The organism is Mycobacterium sp. NGS17 (assembly GCF_059813205.1).
On the sequence record NZ_JCALED010000005.1, the window covers coordinates 69834 to 91296 of the forward strand.

The following is a 21463-nucleotide window of genomic DNA, read 5'->3' on the forward strand; positions in this document are numbered from 1 at the left end:
CTGCGCATCACTGTCATTCGAGTAGCTCGGAGAGCTCCAGCCAGCGGGTCTCCGTCTCGGCGACCTCGTCGTGGAGCGCGCGCAACTCGCCTGTGAGCCGGGTGATGCCGACATGGTCGGATTGGTCGTGCGCGGCGAGTTCCGTGTGCTTGTCCTCGATCCGGCCCGCCAACCGCGCAAGTTGGCGATCGAGGGAGGCCACCTCTTTTTCCGCGGCGCGGCGTTGCGCGCCGGACATTTCCGACGAACCGGCCGGCGCGCGTTCCGGCGTGGGTTCCGGCGCCGCAACGGTGCGCCGGCCGGCCAGTTGCAGATACTCGTCGACGCCGCCGGGCAGATGGCGCAGCCGGCCGTCGAGCACCGCGTACTGCTGATCGGTGACCCGCTCCAGCAGGTAGCGGTCGTGCGAGACGACGATCAGGGTGCCCGCCCACGAGTCCAGCAGATCCTCCATCGCGGCCAAGGTGTCGGTGTCGACGTCGTTGGTCGGCTCGTCGAGCAGCAACACATTGGGCTCGGCCAACAGCGTCAGCATCAGCTGCAGCCGCCGCCGCTCACCGCCGGAGAGATCCTCGACGCGGGCGGACAGCTGGCCGCGCGCGAACCCGAGCCGCTCCAGCAGCTGCGCCGGGGTGGCCTCGCGTCCGTCGACCTGATAACCGCCCTGCAGCCTGCCCAGCACATCGGCGATCCGGTCGCCGCCCACGCCGGCCAGCGCATCGCCCTGCTGGTCGAGCACCGCCAGCCGCACCGTCTTGCCGCGTTTGACGCGCCCCGCGTCCGGCGTGACGGTGCCGTCGATCAAGCCCAGCAGCGTCGACTTGCCGGCGCCGTTGGCCCCGACGATGCCGGTCCGCTCGCCGGGCGCGATCCGCCACTCGATGTCGCGCAGCACCGGGCGGCCACTGAGAGGTGGGTAGGAGACCGACACGTCGAGCAGGTCGACCACGTCCTTGCCCAGCCGGGCGGTGGCCAGCTTGGCCAGCTCGACGGTGTTGCGCAGTGGCGGCACGTCGGCGATCAGCTGGTTGGCCGCCTCGATCCGGAATTTGGGCTTGGAGGTGCGCGCCGGGGCCCCGCGGCGCAGCCACGCCAACTCCTTGCGCATCAGGTTTTGCCGCTTGGCCTCGGCGACGGCGGCCATCCGGTCCCGTTCGACGCGTTGCAGGACGTAGGCCGCGTATCCGCCGTCGAACGGTTCGACGACGCCGTCGTGCACCTCCCACGTGGTGGTGGCGACTTCGTCGAGGAACCAGCGGTCATGGGTCACCAGCAGCAGGCCGCCGGTGTTGCGTGCCCAGCGTTGGCGCAGGTGGCCGGCCAGCCAGGTGATGCCCTCGATGTCCAGGTGATTGGTGGGCTCGTCGAGCGCGATGACGTCCCACTCGCCAACCAGCAACCTGGCCAGCTGCACCCGGCGGCGCTGACCGCCGGACAGCGTGGCAACCGTTGCCTCCCAGGCGATGTCGGAGACCAGACCGGCGACCACGTCGCGGACCCGCGCGTCACCGGCCCACTGGTGTTCGTCCGCCGCACCGACCAGGGTCCAGCCCACGGTGTGGTCCGGGTCCAGGGTGTCGGCCTGGCTCAGCGCGCCGACCCGCAACCCGCCGCGCCGGGTGACCCGGCCCGAATCGGGCCGTTGCCGGCCGGTGAGCAGCCGCAGCAGGCTGGATTTGCCGTCGCCGTTGCGCCCGACGATGCCGATGCGCGCGCCGTCGTTGACGCCGACCGTGATCGACCCGAACACCACCTGGGTCGGGTATTCGAGGTGTACGGCCTCGGCTCCGAGTAGGTGCGCCACCGGCCCGACCCTACTGGCGCTACATGAGCGTCAGCAGCGCCTGGTCCACGTGGCTTTGCGTTTCCGCTGACGCCTTGCTGGCCACGGCGTCCAGGAAACGGCTCGCGACGTCTCGCACCTTGAGGTTGGTCTCCTGGGAACGCCACACCAGGATGTCGAACGCACGCTCGGCGGAAATGCCGTAGGCGATCATCAGCACGCCCTTGGCCTGCTCGATGCGGGCCCGGGCGTCGGCGACCGCCGACAGCACATTGGTGATATCGGAGTGCAGCGAGTCGGTGACGTCGACGTAGAAGCCGGAGGTGCCGGCCAGCGCGCCGGTGTCGTCGACCATCCGATCGCCGGCGACGACGACGCAGTGGGTGCGCCCGGCGGTATCGATGATGCGGTGCCGGCTGCTGAACGGCTTTCCCTTCATCACCCGTTCGAGCACGGCCGCCACCCGTTCGCGGTCCTCGGGGTGCTTGTGTTGCAGCAAGAGTTCCGTGGTGGGCTGCACCCGTCCGGGCTTGTAGCCGTGCATGCGCGCCACCGCGTCCGACCATTCCCAGCGATGGCCGTCCAGAAAAAACCGGAACCGGCCGACACGCTGCGGATCGCCCAGACCCAGCACCTCGTCGACCGCGCTCAGGTCGTCGTGTTCGACGACGTCGGACGCCGGCGCCTCGCGGCGCTCAACAGTCTCGTCGTTGGAGTTCACCGCCATCGCCGTTTCCCCAATTCCCGCTGTGAAAACCTTGGCATATCATTCCCGTTTTTGAGCGCGTCCATTCCTGCCCCGGCCAGGGGATTTCGAAAGCTGCTCGACGGTCAGGCCACCCGATAGCGCTCGGCATCCTGGTGTTTGAACTCCAGGCCGAACCCGGGGCGATGCTGGTCGGGTCGTAGCGCGCCGCCCTCGGGCGAGAGCGCGCCATCGAAAAGCATGTGTTCGATGCGGTGGTGGTCGTGGAAGTACTCCAAATGCCGCAGGTTTCCGATGGTGCTGGCGACGTGGGCGTGCAGGTTGGGAGCGCAGTGCCCCGAGACGTCCACGTTGTAGGAGGCGGCCACGGCCGCGGCGCGCACCCAGTCGGTGATCCCCCCGCAGCGCGTGACGTCGATCTGCAGGCAGTCGACCGCATCGGCGGCGAGCATCCGGTTGAAGTAGGCCAGGTCGTAACCGTACTCACCGGCCGTGACGTCCGGGCTGACCTGGTCGCGCACTTCGCGCAGCCCGGCCAGGTCGTCGGAGGACACAGGCTCTTCGAACCAGGTGACCCCGTGGTCGGCCATGGCGTGGGCCACCCGGATCGCCTGTTTGCGGCGGTAACCCCCGTTGGCGTCCACGTACAGTTCGACATCGGGACCGATCACCTTGCGCGCCAATGCAATCCGATCCAAGTCCCGCCTGACGTCGGAGCCCCATGACTCACCGATCTTGATTTTGACGCGCGGGATCTTCCATTCGTCGACCCAGCGCTCGAGTTGGGCGCGGGTGGTGGACTCGTCGTAGGTGGTGAAGCCGCCGCTGCCGTAGATGGGTACTTCGGGGTGCGCCATGCCGATCAGCCGGCACACCGGTAGGTCCAGCAATTTGCCCTTGAGATCCCACAACGCGGTGTCGACCGCCGAGATCGCGCACGAGGCCAGCCCGGGCCGCCCGTTGTTGCGCATCGCCCTGACCATCGACCCCCACCGCGCCGGGATATCCACGGCGCTGTGTCCCGTGAGTGCTTTGCCGAGCTTGCCGCCGATCAGCTTGGCGCAGGCCCCGTCGGCATAGGTGTAGCCGACCCCGCGCCGGCCGCCGGCCGCAACCTCGGCGAGCACCAGCGTGGTCGACGACCAGGCCAGGGTGCCATCGGCTTCCGGTGCGTCGGTGGGGATTTCGTAGACCTGCGCGGTGACCTCTTCGATCTGCGCGTCGGGCGTCATCGCGCCCACCGTCGTCCCGCCCGCGCCACGAGCCAGGCGCCCACCCCGGCGGCGCTCAGCGCGCCGGTGCCGCTGACGACCGGGTGCTGGGAAGCCCACAGCTGGGGGCTGTGCGCGTGCGACTGGTTGTCGAATTGGCCGTGCGGGCCGTGGTCGGTGCCCGGCTCCTGATCCAGCGGCTGCCACAGGTTGTTGGGCCGGTCGGGGCTGACGTGTTCGGAGGTCTGCTGCGAGTCGTATCCGGTGCGGCCGAGGTAGCGGTCCAGCAGCGGCGCGACGAACTTCTGCCCCAGCAGCGTAACGGCGGTGGAATCACCGACCCAATATTGTTTGCGCCCTGGATGATCGGCGGCATACACGACGCCGCGCGCGGCCACCTCGGGCTGGTAGATCGGCGGCACGGGCTGCGGATGGCGGGGGAGCCGGGACAGCACCCAGGAGAATTGCGGGGTGTTGACCGCCGGCATCTGAGCGACGGTGATCCGCACGTTCGAACCCTCGTGGAACAGCTCGCAGCGCACCGACTCCGTGAACCCGTTGATGGCGTGTTTGGCGCCGCAGTAGGCCGACTGCAGCGGGATCGATCGCTGGCTGAGCGCCGAGCCGACCTGCACGATGGTGCCGCGGTCGCGGGGTCGCATCTTGCCCAGCGCCGCCATGGTGCCGTGCACGTACCCGAGGTAGGACACCTCGGTCACGCGTTTGAACTCCTCGGCGCTGATCTCACTGAACGGCGCGAACACCGACGTGAACGCGACGTTGACCCAGACGTCGATGGGACCGAAGGCGGATTCGGCCTCATCGGCCGCGGCCTCGACGGCCGAGTGGTCGGCCACATCGGTCGGAATCGTCAGCGCCTTGCCGCCGCCGGCTTCGACATCGCGAGCGGCGCCGTCGAGCCCCGCGGCGCCGCGGGCGAGCAGGACCACGTTGTCGCCGCGCTGCCCGAACGCCTTCGCGGTGGCGCGGCCGATGCCCGCGCTGGCTCCGGTGATCACCACTGTCTGTGTCATCGCAGTACTGCCTTTCGCTCGGTCCGAGTAATCAGTCATGGTGGGCGTCGTCGTCGGTGAGGGTTGCCGTGCATTCGAGCATCAGCGCGTGCGCGAACGCTTGCGGCAGGTTGCCGCGGAGCTGGCGCTGGCGCACGTCGTACTCCTCGCAGAACAGTCCCGGCGGGCCGCACGCGGCCCGGTTGCGTTCGAACCAGCGCATCGCGCAATCGCCGTGTCCCAGTTGGTTTTCGGCCAGCGCCATCATGAATCCGCAAAGTAAGAACGCCCCCTCGGCGTCGCCGAGTTCGCGCTCGTCGTGCCGGAAGCGGTACACGAACCCGTCTTGCGTGAGTTCCCGCCGCACGGCGTCCAGGGTGGCCCGGGTGCGGGGATCCTCGGCGGGAACGGCGCCGCGCACCGGCGGAAGCAGCAGCGACGCGTCGACCCCCGTCCGCCGCGGACTGCGCTGCCAGTAGCCGTGCGGGTGCAGGCTGCTCGAGGCGGTCTCGGCCAGGATCGCGTCGGCCAGGGAAGCGCAGGCTGCCACCTCGGGGCCGGCGCCGGCCACCTTGGCGATGGCACGCAATCCCGCTACACAGGCCAGCCGCGACTGCGCCCAGTGCTCATCGTCGATCTCCCAGACCCCGGCGTCCGGTTCGCGCCAACGCTTTTCGATGGCCTTGATGGCCGTCTGCGCGGCTCGCCACCCGTCGGCGTCGAGCCGGTCGGCGTCACCCGCCTTGGCCAGCAGCTGCAGGGCCTCGCCGAACACATCGAGTTGAAACTGTTGATTGACCCAGTTGCCGACCTTGTCCGTGCCGCCCGGATAGCCCGGGAGGTCGAGCGTTTCTTCGCTGGGCACCGCACAGCCGGTGACGGTGTAGGCGGGTTTGAGGTTCGGACCGTCGTCGAGCAACCGGGCGCCGACGAATTCGACAGCCCGGTCCAGCAGTTCGGTAGTGCCGACGGTGGCTGCGGCCATCCCGGCATAGACCTGGTCCCGGATCCAGGCATACCGGTAGTCGTAGTTCTGATTGGTGTGCGCGCGTTCGGGCAGGCTCATCGTGGCGGCGGCCACCATGCCGCCGCCACTGCTGGTCAGCCCGCGCAGCACCGCGTAGGAGTGGCGACCGTCGCGGGGGGCGATGGTGCAGTCGAGCTGGGGCACGCTCCGCCGCCAGGCGGCCGCGGTGGCGTCCCAGGCCAGGTCCGGGTCGGGCGGTTGATCGGGCAGGGCGCGTTCGGACAACTCCAGCACCAGGTCGTGCTGCCTGCCCTCCTCGAGGGTGATCTCGCAGGTGAGCAGTTCGGATTTGTCGTGCGAGGCTTTGACGGTGCGCGCGTCGCAGCCGGCCTGCCACCGCCAGCGCAACCGGCCCGACCGGCCGCTCCACACCCCACCGTCGCAACTCGGCCGGCCCAGACCGTGCCGGCCGAATCCCGCACTCGGCGCCAGCAGCACCCGCACCCGCGCCGTGCCGCGGCAGACCATGAGGCGCCGCAGCAGCACCACCCGGTCGGGATCGCCCGGAAAGGCCAGCGCCTCACGGCATTCCACGGTGCCGTCGCGGGTAATCCAGCGGTTGCGCCAGATCAGGGTGCCAGGCTCGTAGTAACCGCCCCACACGTGCCGGATGTCGGTCGGCGTGATCGCGTAAATTCCGCCGCCACCAATGAGATTGGAGAAGACGGCGTCGGAGTCCCAGTGCGGCGCGCACATCCAGGCCACGTCCCCCTGCGGCCCGACCAGCGCGCCGCGCTCGCCGTCCGCCAGCAGCGCGTACTCGCGCAGCACCCGCGGCGCGAAGGTAGTCTCGACGTCCATTGTCTGGTCAGCCACGGGCTCTCGCCTCCGACCTCCGTCCCGCGGTGGTATCGATCTTCCCACCGGCCAGCCGTTCGGCGAGCCGCGAGGTCAGCGCCATGATGGTCAGCGCGGGGTTCGCCGATCCCTGGGTCGGGCACACCGAGCCGTCGGCGAGAAACAGGTTCGGCACCCCCCACACGCGTTGATCGGAGTCGACGACCGACTGCTGCGGGCTGGTGCCCATGCGGGCACCGCCGATCAGGTGGGCGAAGCGCTCGATGGTGAGCACATCCTGGGCGTCGGCCGCGTGCAGGATGTCGCCGATCACCTTGGTGGAGTAGGCCATGTTGGCCTTGTCGTTGTCGCACAGCGTGTAGTCGAACCGGGCCACCGGAATGCCGTACGGATCTTTCTCGTCGGCCAGGGTCACGCGGTTGTCGGGTAGCGGCAGCAGCTCGTTGAGCACGCCGACCGTCGCCCAGTGGTTGTAGTCGCGCATGTATTCCCGCATCGCGCGGCCCCAATGTCCTTCGGCAAGAACGTGTTCAGCCCATCCGATGGGCAGCGGCGACACGGTCTGGATGGCGAAGCCACGGGCGAAGCCGCGAGAGACGTCGGTCTCGTAGAACTGTTCGGAGGTCACCTCCGGCGGAGGCGCCTTGTACATGCGGACCTCCTCGGACCACCGGCCGGCGGACTGGGTGGCGCCCTGCACCATGACGTAGCGCCCGACCTGATCGTCGTTGTTGCCCAACCCGTTCGGGAAGCGGTTGCTGGCCGAATTCAACAGCAGGCGCGGCGTCTCGATCGAATAACCGGCAATGGCAACGACTTTGGCGCGCTGCAGCCGCTCCTTGCCGCCGATCTCGTCGTAGTACACTACGCCGCGCGCCGCGCCGTTCTCGTCGAGCTCGACCCGCGAGGCCATGCAGTTGGCGCGGATCTCCACGGCGTGGGCCAGCGCGTCGGGCAGATGCGTGACGTACGGGCTGGCTTTGGCATTGACCTTGCAGCCCTGCAGGCAGTAACCGCGGTAGATGCAATGCGGCCGATTGCCGAACGTGCCGTTGACGATGCCGACCGGCCCGACACGCATCTCGATTCCGAGCTTGAGCGCTCCGCGCCAGATCTTGGCGGCGGCACCCGAAATAGGGTGCGGTGCGAACGGATAGCGATGCGGGTCGCCCCAGGGCCAGTTCTGGCCCGCCACGGGCAGCTCGAGTTCGACCTGTTCGTAGTGGCGGCGAATGTCCTCGTAGCGGATCGGCCAGTCCGCCCCGACGCCGTCACGGGTGTACGTCTCGAAGTCGCTGGGGTGAAACCGCGGGGTGTACCCGGCATAGTGCACCATGGAGCCGCCGACTCCGCGCCCGGAGTTGTTCTTGCCCAGCTCGATCGGGTCATCGCCGCCGAGGATGCGCTTTTGCGTCCAGTACAGCGCATGGGACCCGGCCTCGTCGGACACCCAGTCCTCGTCCGGGTGCCAGAACGGGCCGGCCTCCAAAATCACGACCCGCCAGCCCTCCCGCGCCAGCCGCTGCGCCAGCACCGAGCCGCCGGCCCCGGCCCCGACTACCACCAGGTCGACCTCGTCGTCGTCGGCGTAGCGGCGCATGGTCTTCTCACCGGGCAGATCGCGCGAGTGCACGTCGAGCAGGAAGCGCGAATCGTTGTCTTTCGGTTCGACCGCGCCTTTCAAGAGGCCGCGCAGCAGATCGCCCATCACAGCTCCCCGTTGTTCACGATCTGCACCGGATCCTCGTCGGTGGCGCCGGGGGTCTCGTACGGTTCCCGCGCGGCGGCCGGCCCGGTGGCACCACCGAGGCGCATGAACCCGCGCGGGTAGGCCGGCCCGCCGAAGCCGATCTCGTTCCACGCCCAGGGGTGAGAGTAGAAGCCGGACAACGTCGCTCGCATGCACACCGACCACGCGCGCTTGACGTTCAGGCTCTCCCACGCCCCGCCCTGCAGATCCCCTTGCGAGAACTTGTCGATGATCGCTTCGCGGGTGGCGGGATCGGCTTCGGCGAACGAGGGCTTGCCGTGCTTGGCCGACGCCGTCTCGTCGAGCCCGCGCAGCACCAGCCGCCAGGTGTCGCGGTCGTCGGGCATGTCGTCGTACTGGTAGCCGTCGAGGCGCCCGTCGGCGAGCTTGGAGTCGACGGACTCGGCCACCGGAACCCGCGGCTCGACGTCCTGCGCCAGCACCGTGTCGCAGAACGCGCGCAGGCAGGGCTCCTCTTCTGGAGTGAAAAACCGTAGCGGCCCGGGCGGTTCCAGCCGGGCCAGCACCACCTTCCTGGTGGCAGTGTCCCAGTTGTCGGCGGTTTCGAGCACGTCGTAATCGGGGTAGCGCCCGATCATCTGCGGCGTGGTGCCGCGACGTTGCTTGGGCAGCCAGGACGGGTGCGGCGGCTTGCCATCGGGACGCAGGTTGGGCAGGTGGTCGGGGCGTGAGGTGTTGGCCATCTCGGGAATCCCAGCGCCCCTAATCCCGGAACCGTTCGCGGCGCAGGATCGACGCCAGCAATCCCATCCCGCCGACCATGCACATCAGTCCGGGTGCTGCGATCGGCGGCCCCATCGGCACGTTGTAAGACGCGTTCTTCCACCCGCCCGGCTTGCGGGCAACCCCGCGCGCGTGCAGGTATTCACCCAGCAGCCCGTTGGCCGTGTAGATGCCCGCGGTGATCGGCAGCCAGACTTTGGCCCAGCGCCGCGAGAACACCCCACCGACTCCGGCGACGACCACCGGCGGGGTCACCACGATCGGGCTCCACATCCACTTGTTGCCGAAGCTGGCTTTGTAGTGCTCGAAGTAGATTTCGGCCGTCGTGACGAGTGCCGCGACGGCGGTGAGCCCAGACAGCGAGCGTTCGAAACGGCCGTGCGCGACGTCGTACAACGCCCTCCCGGCCAGATGCTGTACCTCGCCGAGTCCGTCGCCGCCGGCGGTGCGGCCTTTTCGCCGTCCGCCGTCGCCCAGCAACAACATGTGTCGTCCTTTCTCGCGCGCGTTTGCCCGGACCGGGGTTTACCGGTGCCGGCTGGTTTCTTTGGTGGGGAGGTTGGCCGCGTTCGGTGCGAGGACGAGGCCGTCGTTCGGTGACCGCGGGAACCCGCTGACGCTTTCGGTGCTGGGTCCGCCGACGAATTCTGTCGTCGTGTCCATGAACGACCTCGCCTTCGGCTGAAACCACGCTCCGGCGGGCTTCGGTCCCGGCGCTGTCACTACAACACTGGTTGCCAAAGCTGCCCAGAGAACTGAAAGCGCCCAGCTGTGTCTTTCAACCGAAGTGGTCTCGACGACGCGTCGCGACCGAAGCGCAACGGCTGTGTACCCCCGGTCGTGCTGCGCAAACTGCGTCGCAGCTGGTTCTCAGCAGGCTTTCAGGAGCACAGGTTGCCGGCCCCCGCCCGCTCCTTGATGAGGCCGGGATGGAGCTCGGCGCCCTTCTGCCAAATCCGTTCCCGCTCGGCGGATGTGGCAAGCCGGGCGGTGCCGTGCCAAGTATGGCCGTCGAGCTGGATTAGGCAGTGCCGGAGCGGGTAACTGCCTGTCATGAAAAAGATCGTGCGCATCGCAGCATCGGTGGTCGCATTGACCGCCGGTTTGGGGCTCGCCGGTTCGGGGGCGTCCGCCATCGCACACGCGCATCCCGCGCCCACACCGGAGTACCACTGGTGCCCTGGCCAATGGTGGGATCCGGGCTGGGGCGGTAACTGGGACGCGGGTCGTTGCCACGGTGACCACTGGTATGACGGTGAAGTCCACGACCAGGGGCACTGGCACAACGGCCCGTGGGACCCGAACTGGCGCTGATCCGCCGTGCGGCCCAGCCGCTGACCCGCCGAGCCCAACAACGACGGGCGCAGCGGATTACGTTGGGCTGGACCGTATTTCGCACAGCCGTTTGAACGTGCGACGCGCGGCGTGCTGGAAGGCGGTGTAGCTAGCGGTACCGGGACTGGCCGGCAGACCGGCCATCGACGCCGTGTTCACCATGGGCCCGAGCGCCGCCAATGCATGCGTCAGACCCCCGTAGTATCGAACGTATGTTCGAATCAAGGGCGGGTGTCGGGTCGTCGCCGGAGGTGATGGCCTGGTTTGACGACCTTGGCGAGCGGCAGTGTCCGTCGCGGACGCCGGAGTCCGTGGGGTTGGTGGATGAGATTTGCGTGTCGGCGCGGGCGGAGAATCGGGCCGCGGCCGCCCAGTTGGTCGCGATCGGGAAGTTGTTCGCCTACCGGTTGTCGCGGTGCTCAGAAACCGAGGAGTGGGCGATCGACACCCAGGAGGCGGTGAGCGCGGAGGTGGCCGCGGCGTTGCGGATCAGTCAGGGGTTGGCCGCCAGCCGGGTGCGGTACGCGCGCGCGATGTGCGAGCGGTTACCGAAAGTGGGCGCGGTCTTTCGGGCCGGGGATATCGGCTACCTGATGTTTCAAACGATCGTGTTCCGCACCGATTTGATCACCGATTCCGATGTGTTGGCGGCGGTGGACGCCGAGTTGGCGGTCAACGTGGCGCGGTGGCCGTCGATGACCCAGGGCCGGCTGGCCGCGCAGGTGGACAAGGTGGTCGCTCGCGCCGATGCGGATGCGGTGCGGCGCCGCAAGGAACGTGTGGCCGGGCGCGAGGTGTGGGTCGCCGACATGGGGGAGGGGTTGGCGCATCTGGAGGGCACCTTGCTCGGCCCAGATGCGCATGCGCTGGACAAGCGGTTGGATGCGTTGGCGGGCACGGTGTGTGAGCATGATCCGCGTACCCGCGAGCAGCGCCGCGCCGATGCGCTGGGGGCGCTGGCGGCCGGGGCGGACCGGTTGGGTTGTCGGTGCGGGCGATCGGAGTGCGCCGCGGGGAAACGGCCCGCGTCGAGCCCGGTGGTGATCCATGTGATCGCCGAGCGTCCCACGCTGTGTGATGGCCGGGCACCGGCGGTCGAAATGGGTGCTGAGGGGTTGATCGCGCCGGAGTTGATAGCCGAACTGGGCGCCTCGGCCAAGGTGGTGCCGCTGATCCATCCCGGTGATGCCGGCCCGGAGTCTGGTTATGTGCCGTCGAGGGCGTTGGCCGATTTCGTGCGGTGCCGGGATTTGACCTGTCGCTGGCCCGGGTGTGATCGCCCGGCGTCCGACTGCGACCTCGACCATACGATCCCGTACGCCGACGGCGGGCCCACGCACGCCTCGAATCTCAAATGCTATTGCCGCACACATCATTTGGTGAAAACGTTTTGGGGCTGGCGCGACCAGCAGCTGCCCGACGGCACGCTGATCCTCGTCTCACCGGCCGGGCACACCTACGTCACCACTCCGGGCAGCGCGCTGCTGTTTCCCAGCCTGTGCATGGCCACCGGCGCGATACCCGCCGCCGAAGCCGACGTGGCGCCCGATTACTGCGCCGAGCGCACCGCGATGATGCCCAAACGCACACGCACCCGTGCCCAGGGCCGCGCCGCACGCATCGCCACCGAACGCCGCCGTAACCGCGACGCACGACTGTCCCGGGCCGGCCCCACGGTGAACTCCACCTGGCCCACCGCCTACGGGCCCGACGACGACCCGCCACCGTTCTAACGGGGTATCGGGCTGGCTCTCACATGGTTGCGTGGCACGCCGCCGACGCCGCGGCCCTAAACGGCGCGGAACCGGGTCGACCATCGATCTGATCGGCTGCCCGTTTGGGGAACCACTGCCCTTCTAGCTGGCCTGATGTGCCATGATGTCCAAGCTGTCAACACTCAGGGAGCAGCAGTGGATCTCAATTTTTCGATGGTCACACGACCGGTCGAGCGGCTGATCGCTACAGCGCAGAACGGGCTGGAAGTCTTGCGACTGGGGGGCCTGGAAACCGGCAGTGTCCCGTCGCCGTCGCAGATCGTCGAGAGCGTGCCGATGTACAAGCTCCGGCGGTATTTCCCGCCGGACAGCCGCGGTGGCCAGTCGCCCGTCGGGCCGCCGGTGCTGATGGTGCACCCGATGATGATGTCTGCGGACATGTGGGACGTCACGCGCGACGAAGGCGCCGTGGGAATCCTGCACGCCCGCGGGCTTGACCCCTGGGTCATCGACTTCGGCGAGCCCGACAAGGTCGAGGGGGGCATGCGTCGCACCCTGGCCGACCACATCGTCGCGCTCAGCCAGGCCATCGACACGGTCAGGGACACGACCGGCAGCGACATCCATCTGGTCGGCTATTCGCAGGGCGGCATGTGGTGCTACCAAGTGGCCGCCTACCGGCGCTCGAAAAGCCTGGCCAGCATCGTCACCTTCGGTTCGCCGGTCGACACCCTGGCCGCGCTGCCCATGGGTATCCCGGCGAACTTCGCCGCGCCGGCCGCCAACTTCATGGCCGACCACGTCTTCAGCCGGCTGGCCATCCCGAGCTGGATGGCGCGGACCGGCTTCCAGATGCTCGACCCGCTCAAGACCGCCAAGGCGCGCGTCGACTTCGTGCGCCAGCTGCACGACCGGGAGGCGCTGCTTCCGCGCGAGCAGCAGCGCCGCTTCCTCGAGCGCGAGGGCTGGATCGCCTGGTCGGGCCCGGCCATCTCCGAACTGCTCAAGCAGTTCATCGCCCACAACCGGATGATGACGGGCGGGTTCGCCGTCAACGGCCAAATGGTCACCCTCACCGACATCACCTGCCCGGTACTGGCCTTCGTCGGCGAGGTGGACGACATCGGGCAGCCGGCATCGGTGCGCGGTATCCGGCGGGCGGCGCCGGACGCCGAAGTGTACGAATCCACCATCCGCACAGGTCATTTCGGTTTGGTCGTCGGATCCAAAGCGGCGCAACAGAGTTGGCCGACGGTGGCCGAATGGGTGAAGTGGCTGTCCGTCGGGGGCGACAAACCCGACAGCATCGACCTGATGGCCGATCAGCCCGAGGAGCACACCGACAGCGGCGTCGCGTTGAGCTCCCGGGTCGCGCACGGGGTCGGCGAAGTCTCCGAGGCGGCGCTGGGGCTGGTGCGCGGAGCCGCAACCACCGTCGTCGCGGCCAACAAGTCGGTGCGCACCCTGGCCGTCGAGACGGCTCGCACCATTCCGCGACTGGTCCGCCTGGGCCAGATCAACGACCACACCCGGATTTCGCTGGGCCGAATCATCGAAGAACAGGCTCACAACGCGCCCCAGGGCGAATTCCTCTTGTTCGACGGCCGCGTGCACACCTACGAGGCGGTGAACCGGCGCGTCAACAACGTCGTTCGCGGACTGATCGAGGTCGGGGTGCGGCAGGGAGACCGGGTCGGCGTGCTGATGGAGACCCGGCCCAGCGCGCTCGTGGCCATCGCCGCGTTGTCCCGGCTCGGCGCCATCGCGGTGGTGATGCGGCCCGACGCCGACCTCGCCGCCTCGGTGCGGCTCGGGGGAGTGACCGAGCTGCTCACCGACCCCGCCAACCTCGACGCGGTGCGCGGGTCCGACCAGGGGCTGCGCCAGGTGCTGGTTCTGGGCGGCGGCGAGTCGCGCGACCTACACCTGCCCGACGACTCCGACGTCATCGACATGGAGCAGATCGACCCGGATGCCGTCGAGCTGCCCGGGTGGTACCGCCCCAACCCGGGGCTGGCCCGGGATCTGGCGTTCATCGCGTTCAGCGCGGCGGGCGGCGAGCTGGTGGCCAAGCAGATCACCAACTACCGCTGGGCGGTGTCCGCCTTCGGCACCGCCTCAACGGCCGCCCTGGACCGCCGCGACACCGTCTATTGCCTGACGCCGCTGCACCACGAGTCGGCTCTGCTGGTCAGCCTGGGCGGCGCAGTCGTCGGCGGCACCCGCATCGCGCTGTCGCGCGGCCTGGACCGGGATCGATTCGTCCAGGAGGTGCGCCAGTACGGCGTCACCGTGGTGTCCTACACGTGGGCCATGCTTCGCGAGATCGTCGACGATCCCGCATTCGTTCTGCAAGGCAATCACCCGGTGCGGCTGTTCATCGGTTCCGGCATGCCAACCGGCCTGTGGGGGCGCGTCTTCGAGGCGTTCGCGCCCGCTCACGTCGTCGAGTTCTTCGCCACCACCGACGGGCAGGCGGTGCTGGCCAACGTGTCCGGCGCCAAGGTCGGCAGCAAGGGCCGCCCGCTGCCGGGCGCCGGGCGAATCGAGTTGGGCGCCTACGACGTCGAGCACGACCTGATCCTGGAGAACGAGCGGGGCTTCGTGCAGATCGCCGAACCCAACGAGGTCGGCGTCCTGCTCGCCGCGTCAAACGGCCCGGTCGATCCGAGCGCGTCGGTCAAGCGCGGCGTCTTCGCCGCCGGCGACACCTGGATCTCGACCGAGTACCTCTTTTATCGCGACGACGACGGCGACTTCTGGCTGGCGGGCCGGCGCGGCTCGGTGGTGCGCACCGCGCGCGGCCTGGTCTTCGCCGAGCCGGTCACCGACGCGCTGGGTTGCATCAACGGCGTCGACCTCGCGGTGACCTACAACGTGCCGGTGGGCGATCACGAGGTGGCGGCGTCGGCGGTCACGCTGTTGCCGGGGGCCTCCATCACCGCGGCCGACCTGACCGAGGCGTTCGCCAAGCTTCCGATCGGCCTGGGTCCCGACATCGTGTGTGTGGTGCCGGAGATGAACCTGAGCGCGACGTTCCGGCCGACGGTCAGCGCCCTACGGGCGGCCGGGATTCCGAAGGCCGGGCGTCAGGTGTGGTGCTTCGATGCCGGCGCCAACCAGTACCGCCGCATGACCAGTGGAGCCCGTTCCGAGCTGAGTGGAGCGCAATCATGATCGATGACGCGCTGCTGAGCATCCTGGTGTGCCCGGACGACCGGGGACCGTTGGTGCTGGTCGGGTCCGAATTGCTCTACAACCCGCGGTTGCGGCGCGCCTATCGCATCGAGGACGGCATCCCGGTGCTGCTCATCGACGAGGCGCGCGACGTCGGCGACGACGAGCACGCCCGGCTCATGGCACAAGGCCGTCCGGCAGATCCCCGGTGAGGTAGCGCTGCAGGTTCGGTGCGACGGTTTGTGCGATGTGCTCGGGCGCTAGCGATGTGAACGGCTCCAGTTGCAGGATGTAGCGCGCCATCACCACGCCGACCAGCTGTGACGCGACGAACTGGATCCGGATGGTTCCGCTGCCCGGTGGATTGTCCACTCGGGAGCCGACTTCCACGCCGATCACGTCCTCGATGAACGTCCGGAACAGGTTGGACTCCGAACCGGCCAAAATCGACCGCAGCGTCGCGATGAACGCCGCACCAACCTCGGAGTCCCACAGCGACAACAACGTTGACGGAATCCGGTAGCCGAGCTCCTCGATGGGCACCTCGCGTAACGGGCCGATGACGTCCATCGGGTCGATCGGGATGTGCACGGCCGCGGCGAACAGCTTCTGCTTGGTGCCGAAATAGTGATGCACCAACGCCGAATCCACTCCCGCCGCGGCGGCCACCGCACGAATCGAGGTATTGCGAATCCCGTTGCGCGCGAATAGCTCCCGTGCCTTTTCGAGAATACGGTCGCGGGTGTCGGAGTTTCCGGCCGGCCGCCCCCGCCGCCGGCGCCCGGCATTGGTGGTCGTCGCCACTAGGGTGTCCGTCGCCGCAGTGTCGCCGCGGCCAGGCACAGCGCCGCCAGGGCGAAGCCCAGCACCACGACGATGTCGCGCACCGCGATGAACGTCAGCTCCGGGTGCGCACCGACCTGCTGCAGGGCCTCCAGCGCGTAGCTGGCCGGCAGCACATTGCTGATCCATTGCAGCCAGTGTGGCATCAGCGCGCGCGGCACGATGATGCCGGCCAGCAGCAGCTGCGGCACCATCACCAACGGGATGAACTGCACGGCCTGAAACTCGGTGCGGGCGAACGCACTACACAGCAGGCCCAGGCCGACTCCCAGCACGGCGTTGACGATCGCGATGACGAACACCCACGCCGGGCTGCCGGCGGTGTCGAAACCCAGCAGCCAGAACGACACGAGGCACGCCAGAATCGCTTGCGCCGCAGCCGCGATGGAGAAGGCGGTGCCGTAGGCGATCAGCAGGTCCAGGCGGCGCAGCGGCGTGGTCAGAATGCGCTCCAGCGTCCCGGAGGCCCGTTCGCGCTGCATGGTGATCGCGGTGATGATGAACATCACGAACAGCGGGAACAGCCCGAGCAGGATCAGGCAGGCGTTGTTGAACGGGGTCGGCGTGCCGGGGCGGTGCGGGGCGTTCTGAAACATGAAGTACATCAGGCTGATCACCAGGACGGGCACGAACAGGATCATCGCGACGCTGCGATTGTCGGCGACCAGCTGGCGCAGGATTCGTGCGGTTGTCGCGGTGTAGCCGCGCAGGCTCAGCCCGCTTCGCGCATGGTGCTGCGCTTGATGATGGACAGAAACGCGTCCTCCAGTGACGTGCATCCGGTGTCCTCTCGCAGTTGGGTCGGGGTGGTGTGGGCGACCAACCGGCCGTCGCGCATCAGCAGCAGGTCGCCGCAGTGGTCGGCTTCGTCCATCACATGGCTGGAGACCAGCAGCGTGGTCCCGGTGCGAGCCAGCTCGGCGAACTGCTCCCAGAGGTCCGCGCGCAGCACCGGGTCCAGGCCCACGGTCGGCTCGTCCAGCACCAGCAGGTCGGGCTGGCAGACCAGCGCGCACGCCAGCGAAACCCGGGTGCGTTGACCGCCGGACAGGTTGGCGCACAAGGAAGTCCGGTGATCGGTCAATCCGACTCGGTCGATGGCGGCATCAGCGGCCTGGCCGTCGAACCCGTAGAGCGCCGCGAAATAGCGCACGTTGTCCACGATCCGCAGGTCGTGGTAGATGGTCGGATCCTGCGGCAGGTAACCGATGCGGTGGCGCAGTTCGGGGGAGCCGGCCGGCCTGCCGAGCACGCTGACCGCGCCGGACGTGATGATCTGCGTGCCGACAATGCAGCGGATGAGCGTGGTCTTGCCGCAGCCGGACGGGCCGAGCAGGCCGGTGATGCTGCCCTCGGCGATTTGCACCGAGAAGTCGTGCAGCGCTGGGCGTTTTCCGCGGACGACACGCAGGTGCTCGATGCGCACCGCCGGCTCCACCGGCCCGGGAATTAATTCATCATGCGATGAACTCATCATGCGATGAATAATCGTCCGGTCGCGCGGGGTTGTCAAGGCCGAGAGTGAGATAGAGGCGGCGCGGCGCCGGTGTGCTAGTTGAACCGCTCGCCGGTGGCGGGGCGGCGCTGCGGCAGGTGGCCGTGCACGCCCTCGGCGTAGGCGGTCTCGGCGTGCTGCGTGAGGTCGACGCCGGTGGTCTCGTCTTCGGCGCTGACCCGGAAACCCATCAGCCGGTCGATGACCTTGCCCAACACGAACGTCATGGCGAACGCGTAAAGCGCGACGACGCCGATCGCCAGCGCCTGCTTGCCCAGCTGGCCGAAGCCGCCCCCGTAGAACAGGCCCTGCGGGCCCGCCGTCATGACCGCCGTCGCGAACAGGCCGATCAATGACACTCCGACCACGCCGCCGACGAAGTGCACGCCGACGACGTCGAGCGAATCGTCATAGTTGAAGCGCAGTTTCGCGCCGACCGCGAACGCGCAGACGATGCCTGCCGCCAGCCCGACGACCGTCGCGCCGAGCGTGTTGACCGTCCCGCAGGACGGGGTGATGGCGACCAGGCCGGCGACCACTCCCGACGCCGCACCGAAAGTGGTGGGCCGGCCGTCGCGGATCTGTTCGACCGAGAGCCAGCCCAGCATGCCCAGGCACCCGGCGACCAGCGTGTTGAGGAAGATGGCCGCGGCGGTTCCGTTGGCGGCCAAGGCGGAACCGGCGTTGAAACCGAACCAGCCGAACCACAGCAGCCCGACACCGACGAAAAGCAAAGGCAGGTTGTGCGGCCGCATCGCGTCCTTCTTGAACCCGATGCGCGGCCCGAGCACCAGCGCCAGCGCCAGTGCCGAAGACCCGGAGACGATCTCGACGACGAGCCCGCCCGCATAGTCGAGGACGCCCAGCTTGGACAGCCAGCCGCCGGGGCCCCAGACCCAGTGCGCGACAATCGAATACACGGCGATCGCCCACAGCGGGACGAAGACCATCCAGGCGGCGAACTTGGCGCGGTCGGCGATCGCGCCGCTGACCAGGGCGGCCGTGATGATCGCGAACGTCAATTGGAAGGTGGCATACAGCAGTTCGGGGACAGTGCCGTGGACGGTGCCGGGGGTGATGCCGAGCATCCCGAAATGCCTGAGGTTGCCGGCGAGTCCGCTGACCCCGTCCTCGGAGAACGCAATGGTGTAGCCGACCAGCAGCCAGGCCACCGTCACCAGTGGTATGGAGATGAAGCTCATCATCATCATGTTCAGCACACCGGTGGTGCGGACCATGCCGCCGTAGAAGATCGCCAGGCCGGGGGTCATCAGCAGAACCAGCGCGGTGCTGGCCAACAGCCACGCCGTGGCGGCGGGATCGATCGCATGCATGAGGTGGGCTCCTTCTCGCGGCCCCTGGGGTCACGGGACACCGGGATACTGCCACGTTCGGCCTGCCGGTAGGTTCGTTGGGTTCAAGAAAAGAGGATTCAGGATCTGATGTGGCCGGGGCTCGAGGACGCTTTCGCCAAGGCACGGCTGCTGCGCGGCTGTTAGTCGACCCGGTCGAGGCCGCGCGCCGGCTGTTGGGCGCCATTCTCACCGCGCGGGGCGTGAGCGGGACGGTCGTCGAGGTCGAGGCCTATGGGGGAGTTCCCGACGGTCCCTGGCCCGACGCCGCCGCACACTCGTACAAGGGGTTGCGCTCCCGCAATTTCGTGATGTTCGGGCCCCCCGGGCGGCTGTACACCTACCGCAGCCACGGCATCCACGTCTGCGCCAACGTCTCCTGCGGACCCGACGGCACCGCCGCGGCGGTGTTGCTGCGCGCCGCGGCCATCGACGACGGCACGGACGTCGCGCGCGCCCGTCGCGGCGAGCTGGTGCGCACCGCCGCCCTGGCGCGCGGCCCCGGCAACCTATGCTCTGCCATGGGAATCACCATGGACGACAACGGCATTGACCTCTTCGCGCGCAACAGCCCGGTGACCCTCGAACTGCACGAACCGCTGACCGCGACGGCCGGCCCGCGCGTCGGCGTCAGTCAGGCCGCCGACCGGCCCTGGCGGCTGTGGCTACCCGGCCGCCCGGAGGTTTCGGCGTATCGCCGCAGCCCCCGCGCGCCGGCCCCGGGCGCCAGCGACTAGCCGGACGGTTCCCGGGTGGAAGGATCTTGGATCATGGGCGAGATGATCATCGACGAGCTGGGCTGGCGCGGCCTGATCGCGCAGTCCACCGACCTCGATGCGCTGACCGCCGAAGCTCGGCGCGGGCCGCTGACCGTGTACGCCGGCTTCGACCCCACCGCGCCGAGCCTGCACGCCGGGCACCTGGTGCCGCTGCTGGCGCTGCGCCGGTTCCAGCGCGCCGGCCATCGCCCGATCGTGCTCGCCGGAGGGGCCACCGGCATGATCGGCGACCCGCGCGACATCGGCGAGCGCACCCTCAACGAGGCCGACACCGTCGCGGAATGGACCGAGCGGATCGGCGGGCAGCTGCAACGCTTCGTCGACTTCGACGAGTCGCCGACAGGCGCCGTCGTCGTCAACAATCTGGACTGGACCCGCCCGCTGTCGGCGATCGAGTTCCTGCGTGACATCGGCAAGCACTTCTCGGTCAACGTGATGCTGGACCGCGACACCGTCCGCCGGCGTCTCGACGGCGACGGCATCTCCTACACCGAGTTCAGCTACATGCTCCTTCAGGCCAACGACTACGTCGAGTTGCACCGCCGCTACGGCTGCACCCTGCAGATCGGCGGCTCCGATCAGTGGGGCAACATCATCGCCGGCGTCCGGTTGGTGCGCCAGCAGCTGAGCGCCTCGGTCCACGCGCTCACGGTGCCACTGGTGACCGCCGCCGACGGCACCAAGTTCGGCAAGTCCACCGGGGGCGGCAGCCTGTGGCTGGACCCGGCGCTGACCACGCCGTATGCCTGGTACCAGTACTTCTTCAACACCGCCGACGCCGACGTGATCCGGTACCTGCGCTGGTTCACCTTCTTGACGGCCCACGAGCTCGGCGAGCTGGAACAGGTGACGGCCGAGCGCCCGCAGCAGCGCGCCGCCCAGCGGCGCCTGGCCCGCGAACTGACCGTGCTGGTGCACGGCGAGGCGGCCACAGACGCCGTCGAGCACGCCAGCCGGGCGCTGTTCGGGCAGGGCGAACTGGGCCGCCTGGACGAGGCCACGTTGGCGGCGGCGCTGCGCGAAACCCCGGTCGCCGAACTCAAACCCGGTGCGCCCGACGGGATCGTCGACCTGTTGGTGGCCAGCGGGCTGTCCGAGAGCCGCAAGGCCGCGCGCCGCACCATCGGTGAGGGCGGCGTCTCGGTGAACAACGTCCGCGTCGACAGCGAGGAGTGGGCGCCGCGGCCGACGGACTTCCTGCACGGCAAATGGCTGGTGCTGCGCCGCGGCAAGCGCACCGTCGCCGGGGTCGAAAAGCTTTAGCCGGACCCGGGGCCGGACGGGCCGCGCGAAACGCGTGCGTGCATGAATCTTTACCTCACCGTGTCCTCGACGTGACCCACGGGGACCACTGTTGTCACGGTGCTTTTCGCGACGCGTGTGCGGTTGACCGGTCTGCCGATCCTGGGGGTGAGCACCGGCCTGGTGGCGCTGGCGTTGTCGGCGCCGATCCGCGCAGACGTGGTGAGCAATGCGTTCCTGTCGGCGCTGACGAATGCCGGAGTTTCCTATACCCAGCCGACCGGCACCACGGCGATGGGGCAGTCGGTGTGCCCGATGCTGTTCGAGCCCGGCGGGTCGTTCGACGAGGTGACCGCCAAGATGGCCGAGGGCAACGGACTGTCCTACGAGATGGCGGGCCGGTTCACCATCGTCGCGATCGCGACCTACTGCCCGGCGCTGATCGCGCCGCTGGTGGGTAACCGGCCGCAAGGCTAGGCGGCGGGCTGCCCGT

Annotated in this window: 21 protein-coding genes; 7 read left to right on the plus strand and 14 right to left on the minus strand. The window is 68.7% G+C overall.

Annotated elements, in window-relative coordinates:
* Positions 1-13: 13 nt before the first annotated feature.
* The 10 genes from AC5Y7E_RS12770 to AC5Y7E_RS12815 form a co-directional block, all read right to left on the minus strand.
* The gene (locus AC5Y7E_RS12770) at positions 14-1804 is read right to left on the minus strand and encodes an ABC-F family ATP-binding cassette domain-containing protein (protein ID WP_499949246.1); all 1791 of its coding nucleotides are present in this window, start codon (positions 1802-1804) and stop codon (positions 14-16) included.
* Between the two features lie 19 nt (positions 1805-1823).
* A complete protein-coding gene (locus AC5Y7E_RS12775; RefSeq protein WP_499949247.1) occupies positions 1824-2510 on the minus strand; it encodes a PAS and ANTAR domain-containing protein in 687 nt (228 codons plus the stop codon).
* Between the two features lie 104 nt (positions 2511-2614).
* Positions 2615-3721, minus strand: coding sequence for an enolase C-terminal domain-like protein (locus tag AC5Y7E_RS12780; RefSeq protein ID WP_499949248.1), 1107 nt, complete (start codon positions 3719-3721; stop codon positions 2615-2617).
* On the minus strand, positions 3718-4734 hold the full coding sequence (locus tag AC5Y7E_RS12785; RefSeq protein ID WP_499949250.1) for an SDR family oxidoreductase: 1017 nt from the start codon (positions 4732-4734) through the stop codon (positions 3718-3720). Before AC5Y7E_RS12785 ends, AC5Y7E_RS12780 begins: the two co-directional genes overlap by 4 nt.
* Positions 4735-4765: 31 nt before the next feature.
* The gene (locus AC5Y7E_RS12790) at positions 4766-6556 is read right to left on the minus strand and encodes a glycoside hydrolase family 15 protein (protein ID WP_499949251.1); all 1791 of its coding nucleotides are present in this window, start codon (positions 6554-6556) and stop codon (positions 4766-4768) included.
* A complete protein-coding gene (locus AC5Y7E_RS12795; protein WP_499949253.1) occupies positions 6549-8246 on the minus strand; it encodes a GMC family oxidoreductase in 1698 nt (565 codons plus the stop codon). The genes AC5Y7E_RS12790 and AC5Y7E_RS12795 overlap by 8 nt, the downstream gene beginning before the upstream one ends.
* On the minus strand, positions 8246-8992 hold the full coding sequence (locus AC5Y7E_RS12800; protein ID WP_499949254.1) for a gluconate 2-dehydrogenase subunit 3 family protein: 747 nt from the start codon (positions 8990-8992) through the stop codon (positions 8246-8248). Before AC5Y7E_RS12800 ends, AC5Y7E_RS12795 begins: the two co-directional genes overlap by 1 nt.
* Before the next feature lie 19 nt (positions 8993-9011).
* Positions 9012-9518, minus strand: coding sequence for a hypothetical protein (locus AC5Y7E_RS12805; RefSeq protein WP_499949255.1), 507 nt, complete (start codon positions 9516-9518; stop codon positions 9012-9014).
* A 39-nt stretch (positions 9519-9557) separates the two neighbouring features.
* Positions 9558-9695: a hypothetical protein gene (locus AC5Y7E_RS12810; RefSeq protein ID WP_499949257.1), complete on the minus strand. Its 138-nt coding sequence runs from the start codon at positions 9693-9695 to the stop codon at positions 9558-9560.
* A gap of 218 nt (positions 9696-9913) precedes the next feature.
* Positions 9914-10087 (minus strand): hypothetical protein, encoded by a 174-nt coding sequence (locus AC5Y7E_RS12815; RefSeq protein WP_499921752.1) that lies wholly within the window; start codon positions 10085-10087, stop codon positions 9914-9916.
* On the opposite strand from AC5Y7E_RS12815, the gene AC5Y7E_RS12820 reads away from it, so the two are divergent.
* The 4 genes from AC5Y7E_RS12820 (at position 10086) to AC5Y7E_RS12835 (ending at position 15471) form a co-directional block, all read left to right on the plus strand.
* A complete protein-coding gene (locus AC5Y7E_RS12820; RefSeq protein WP_499949258.1) occupies positions 10086-10346 on the plus strand; it encodes an Mtp family mycobacterial-type pilin in 261 nt (86 codons plus the stop codon). The genes AC5Y7E_RS12815 and AC5Y7E_RS12820 overlap by 2 nt on opposite strands.
* A 233-nt stretch (positions 10347-10579) precedes the next feature.
* Complete coding sequence (locus AC5Y7E_RS12825; RefSeq protein ID WP_499949260.1) at positions 10580-12100, plus strand: HNH endonuclease signature motif containing protein; 1521 nt, start codon at positions 10580-10582, stop codon at positions 12098-12100.
* A gap of 135 nt (positions 12101-12235) precedes the next feature.
* A complete protein-coding gene (locus AC5Y7E_RS12830) occupies positions 12236-15259 on the plus strand; it encodes an acyl-CoA synthetase (protein ID WP_499949261.1) in 3024 nt (1007 codons plus the stop codon).
* Positions 15256-15471 (plus strand): Trm112 family protein, encoded by a 216-nt coding sequence (locus AC5Y7E_RS12835; RefSeq protein ID WP_499920889.1) that lies wholly within the window; start codon positions 15256-15258, stop codon positions 15469-15471. The genes AC5Y7E_RS12830 and AC5Y7E_RS12835 overlap by 4 nt, the downstream gene beginning before the upstream one ends.
* Here the strand turns inward: AC5Y7E_RS12835 and AC5Y7E_RS12840 are convergent.
* The 4 genes from AC5Y7E_RS12840 to AC5Y7E_RS12855 all read right to left on the minus strand — a co-directional run bounded on the left by AC5Y7E_RS12840 (position 15437) and on the right by AC5Y7E_RS12855 (position 18931).
* A complete protein-coding gene (locus AC5Y7E_RS12840; protein WP_499949263.1) occupies positions 15437-16063 on the minus strand; it encodes a TetR/AcrR family transcriptional regulator in 627 nt (208 codons plus the stop codon). The two genes, AC5Y7E_RS12835 and AC5Y7E_RS12840, sit on opposite strands and share 35 nt — an antisense overlap.
* The gene (locus AC5Y7E_RS12845; RefSeq protein ID WP_499949264.1) at positions 16063-16881 is read right to left on the minus strand and encodes an ABC transporter permease; all 819 of its coding nucleotides are present in this window, start codon (positions 16879-16881) and stop codon (positions 16063-16065) included. Before AC5Y7E_RS12845 ends, AC5Y7E_RS12840 begins: the two co-directional genes overlap by 1 nt.
* Complete coding sequence (locus AC5Y7E_RS12850; protein ID WP_499949266.1) at positions 16815-17579, minus strand: ABC transporter ATP-binding protein; 765 nt, start codon at positions 17577-17579, stop codon at positions 16815-16817. Before AC5Y7E_RS12850 ends, AC5Y7E_RS12845 begins: the two co-directional genes overlap by 67 nt.
* Before the next feature lie 74 nt (positions 17580-17653).
* Positions 17654-18931, minus strand: a complete 1278-nt coding sequence (locus AC5Y7E_RS12855; RefSeq protein WP_499949267.1) for an ammonium transporter — start codon at positions 18929-18931, stop codon at positions 17654-17656.
* 110 nt (positions 18932-19041) lie between these two features.
* On the opposite strand from AC5Y7E_RS12855, the gene AC5Y7E_RS12860 reads away from it, so the two are divergent.
* The 3 genes from AC5Y7E_RS12860 (at position 19042) to AC5Y7E_RS12870 (ending at position 21447) form a co-directional block, all read left to right on the plus strand.
* Positions 19042-19686, plus strand: a complete 645-nt coding sequence (locus AC5Y7E_RS12860; RefSeq protein WP_499949269.1) for a DNA-3-methyladenine glycosylase — start codon at positions 19042-19044, stop codon at positions 19684-19686.
* Between the two features lie 33 nt (positions 19687-19719).
* Positions 19720-20991, plus strand: a complete 1272-nt coding sequence (gene tyrS, locus AC5Y7E_RS12865; RefSeq protein ID WP_499949270.1) for a tyrosine--tRNA ligase — start codon at positions 19720-19722, stop codon at positions 20989-20991.
* 99 nt (positions 20992-21090) lie between these two features.
* Complete coding sequence (locus AC5Y7E_RS12870) at positions 21091-21447, plus strand: DUF732 domain-containing protein (RefSeq protein WP_499949271.1); 357 nt, start codon at positions 21091-21093, stop codon at positions 21445-21447.
* Positions 21448-21463 lie beyond the last annotated feature (16 nt).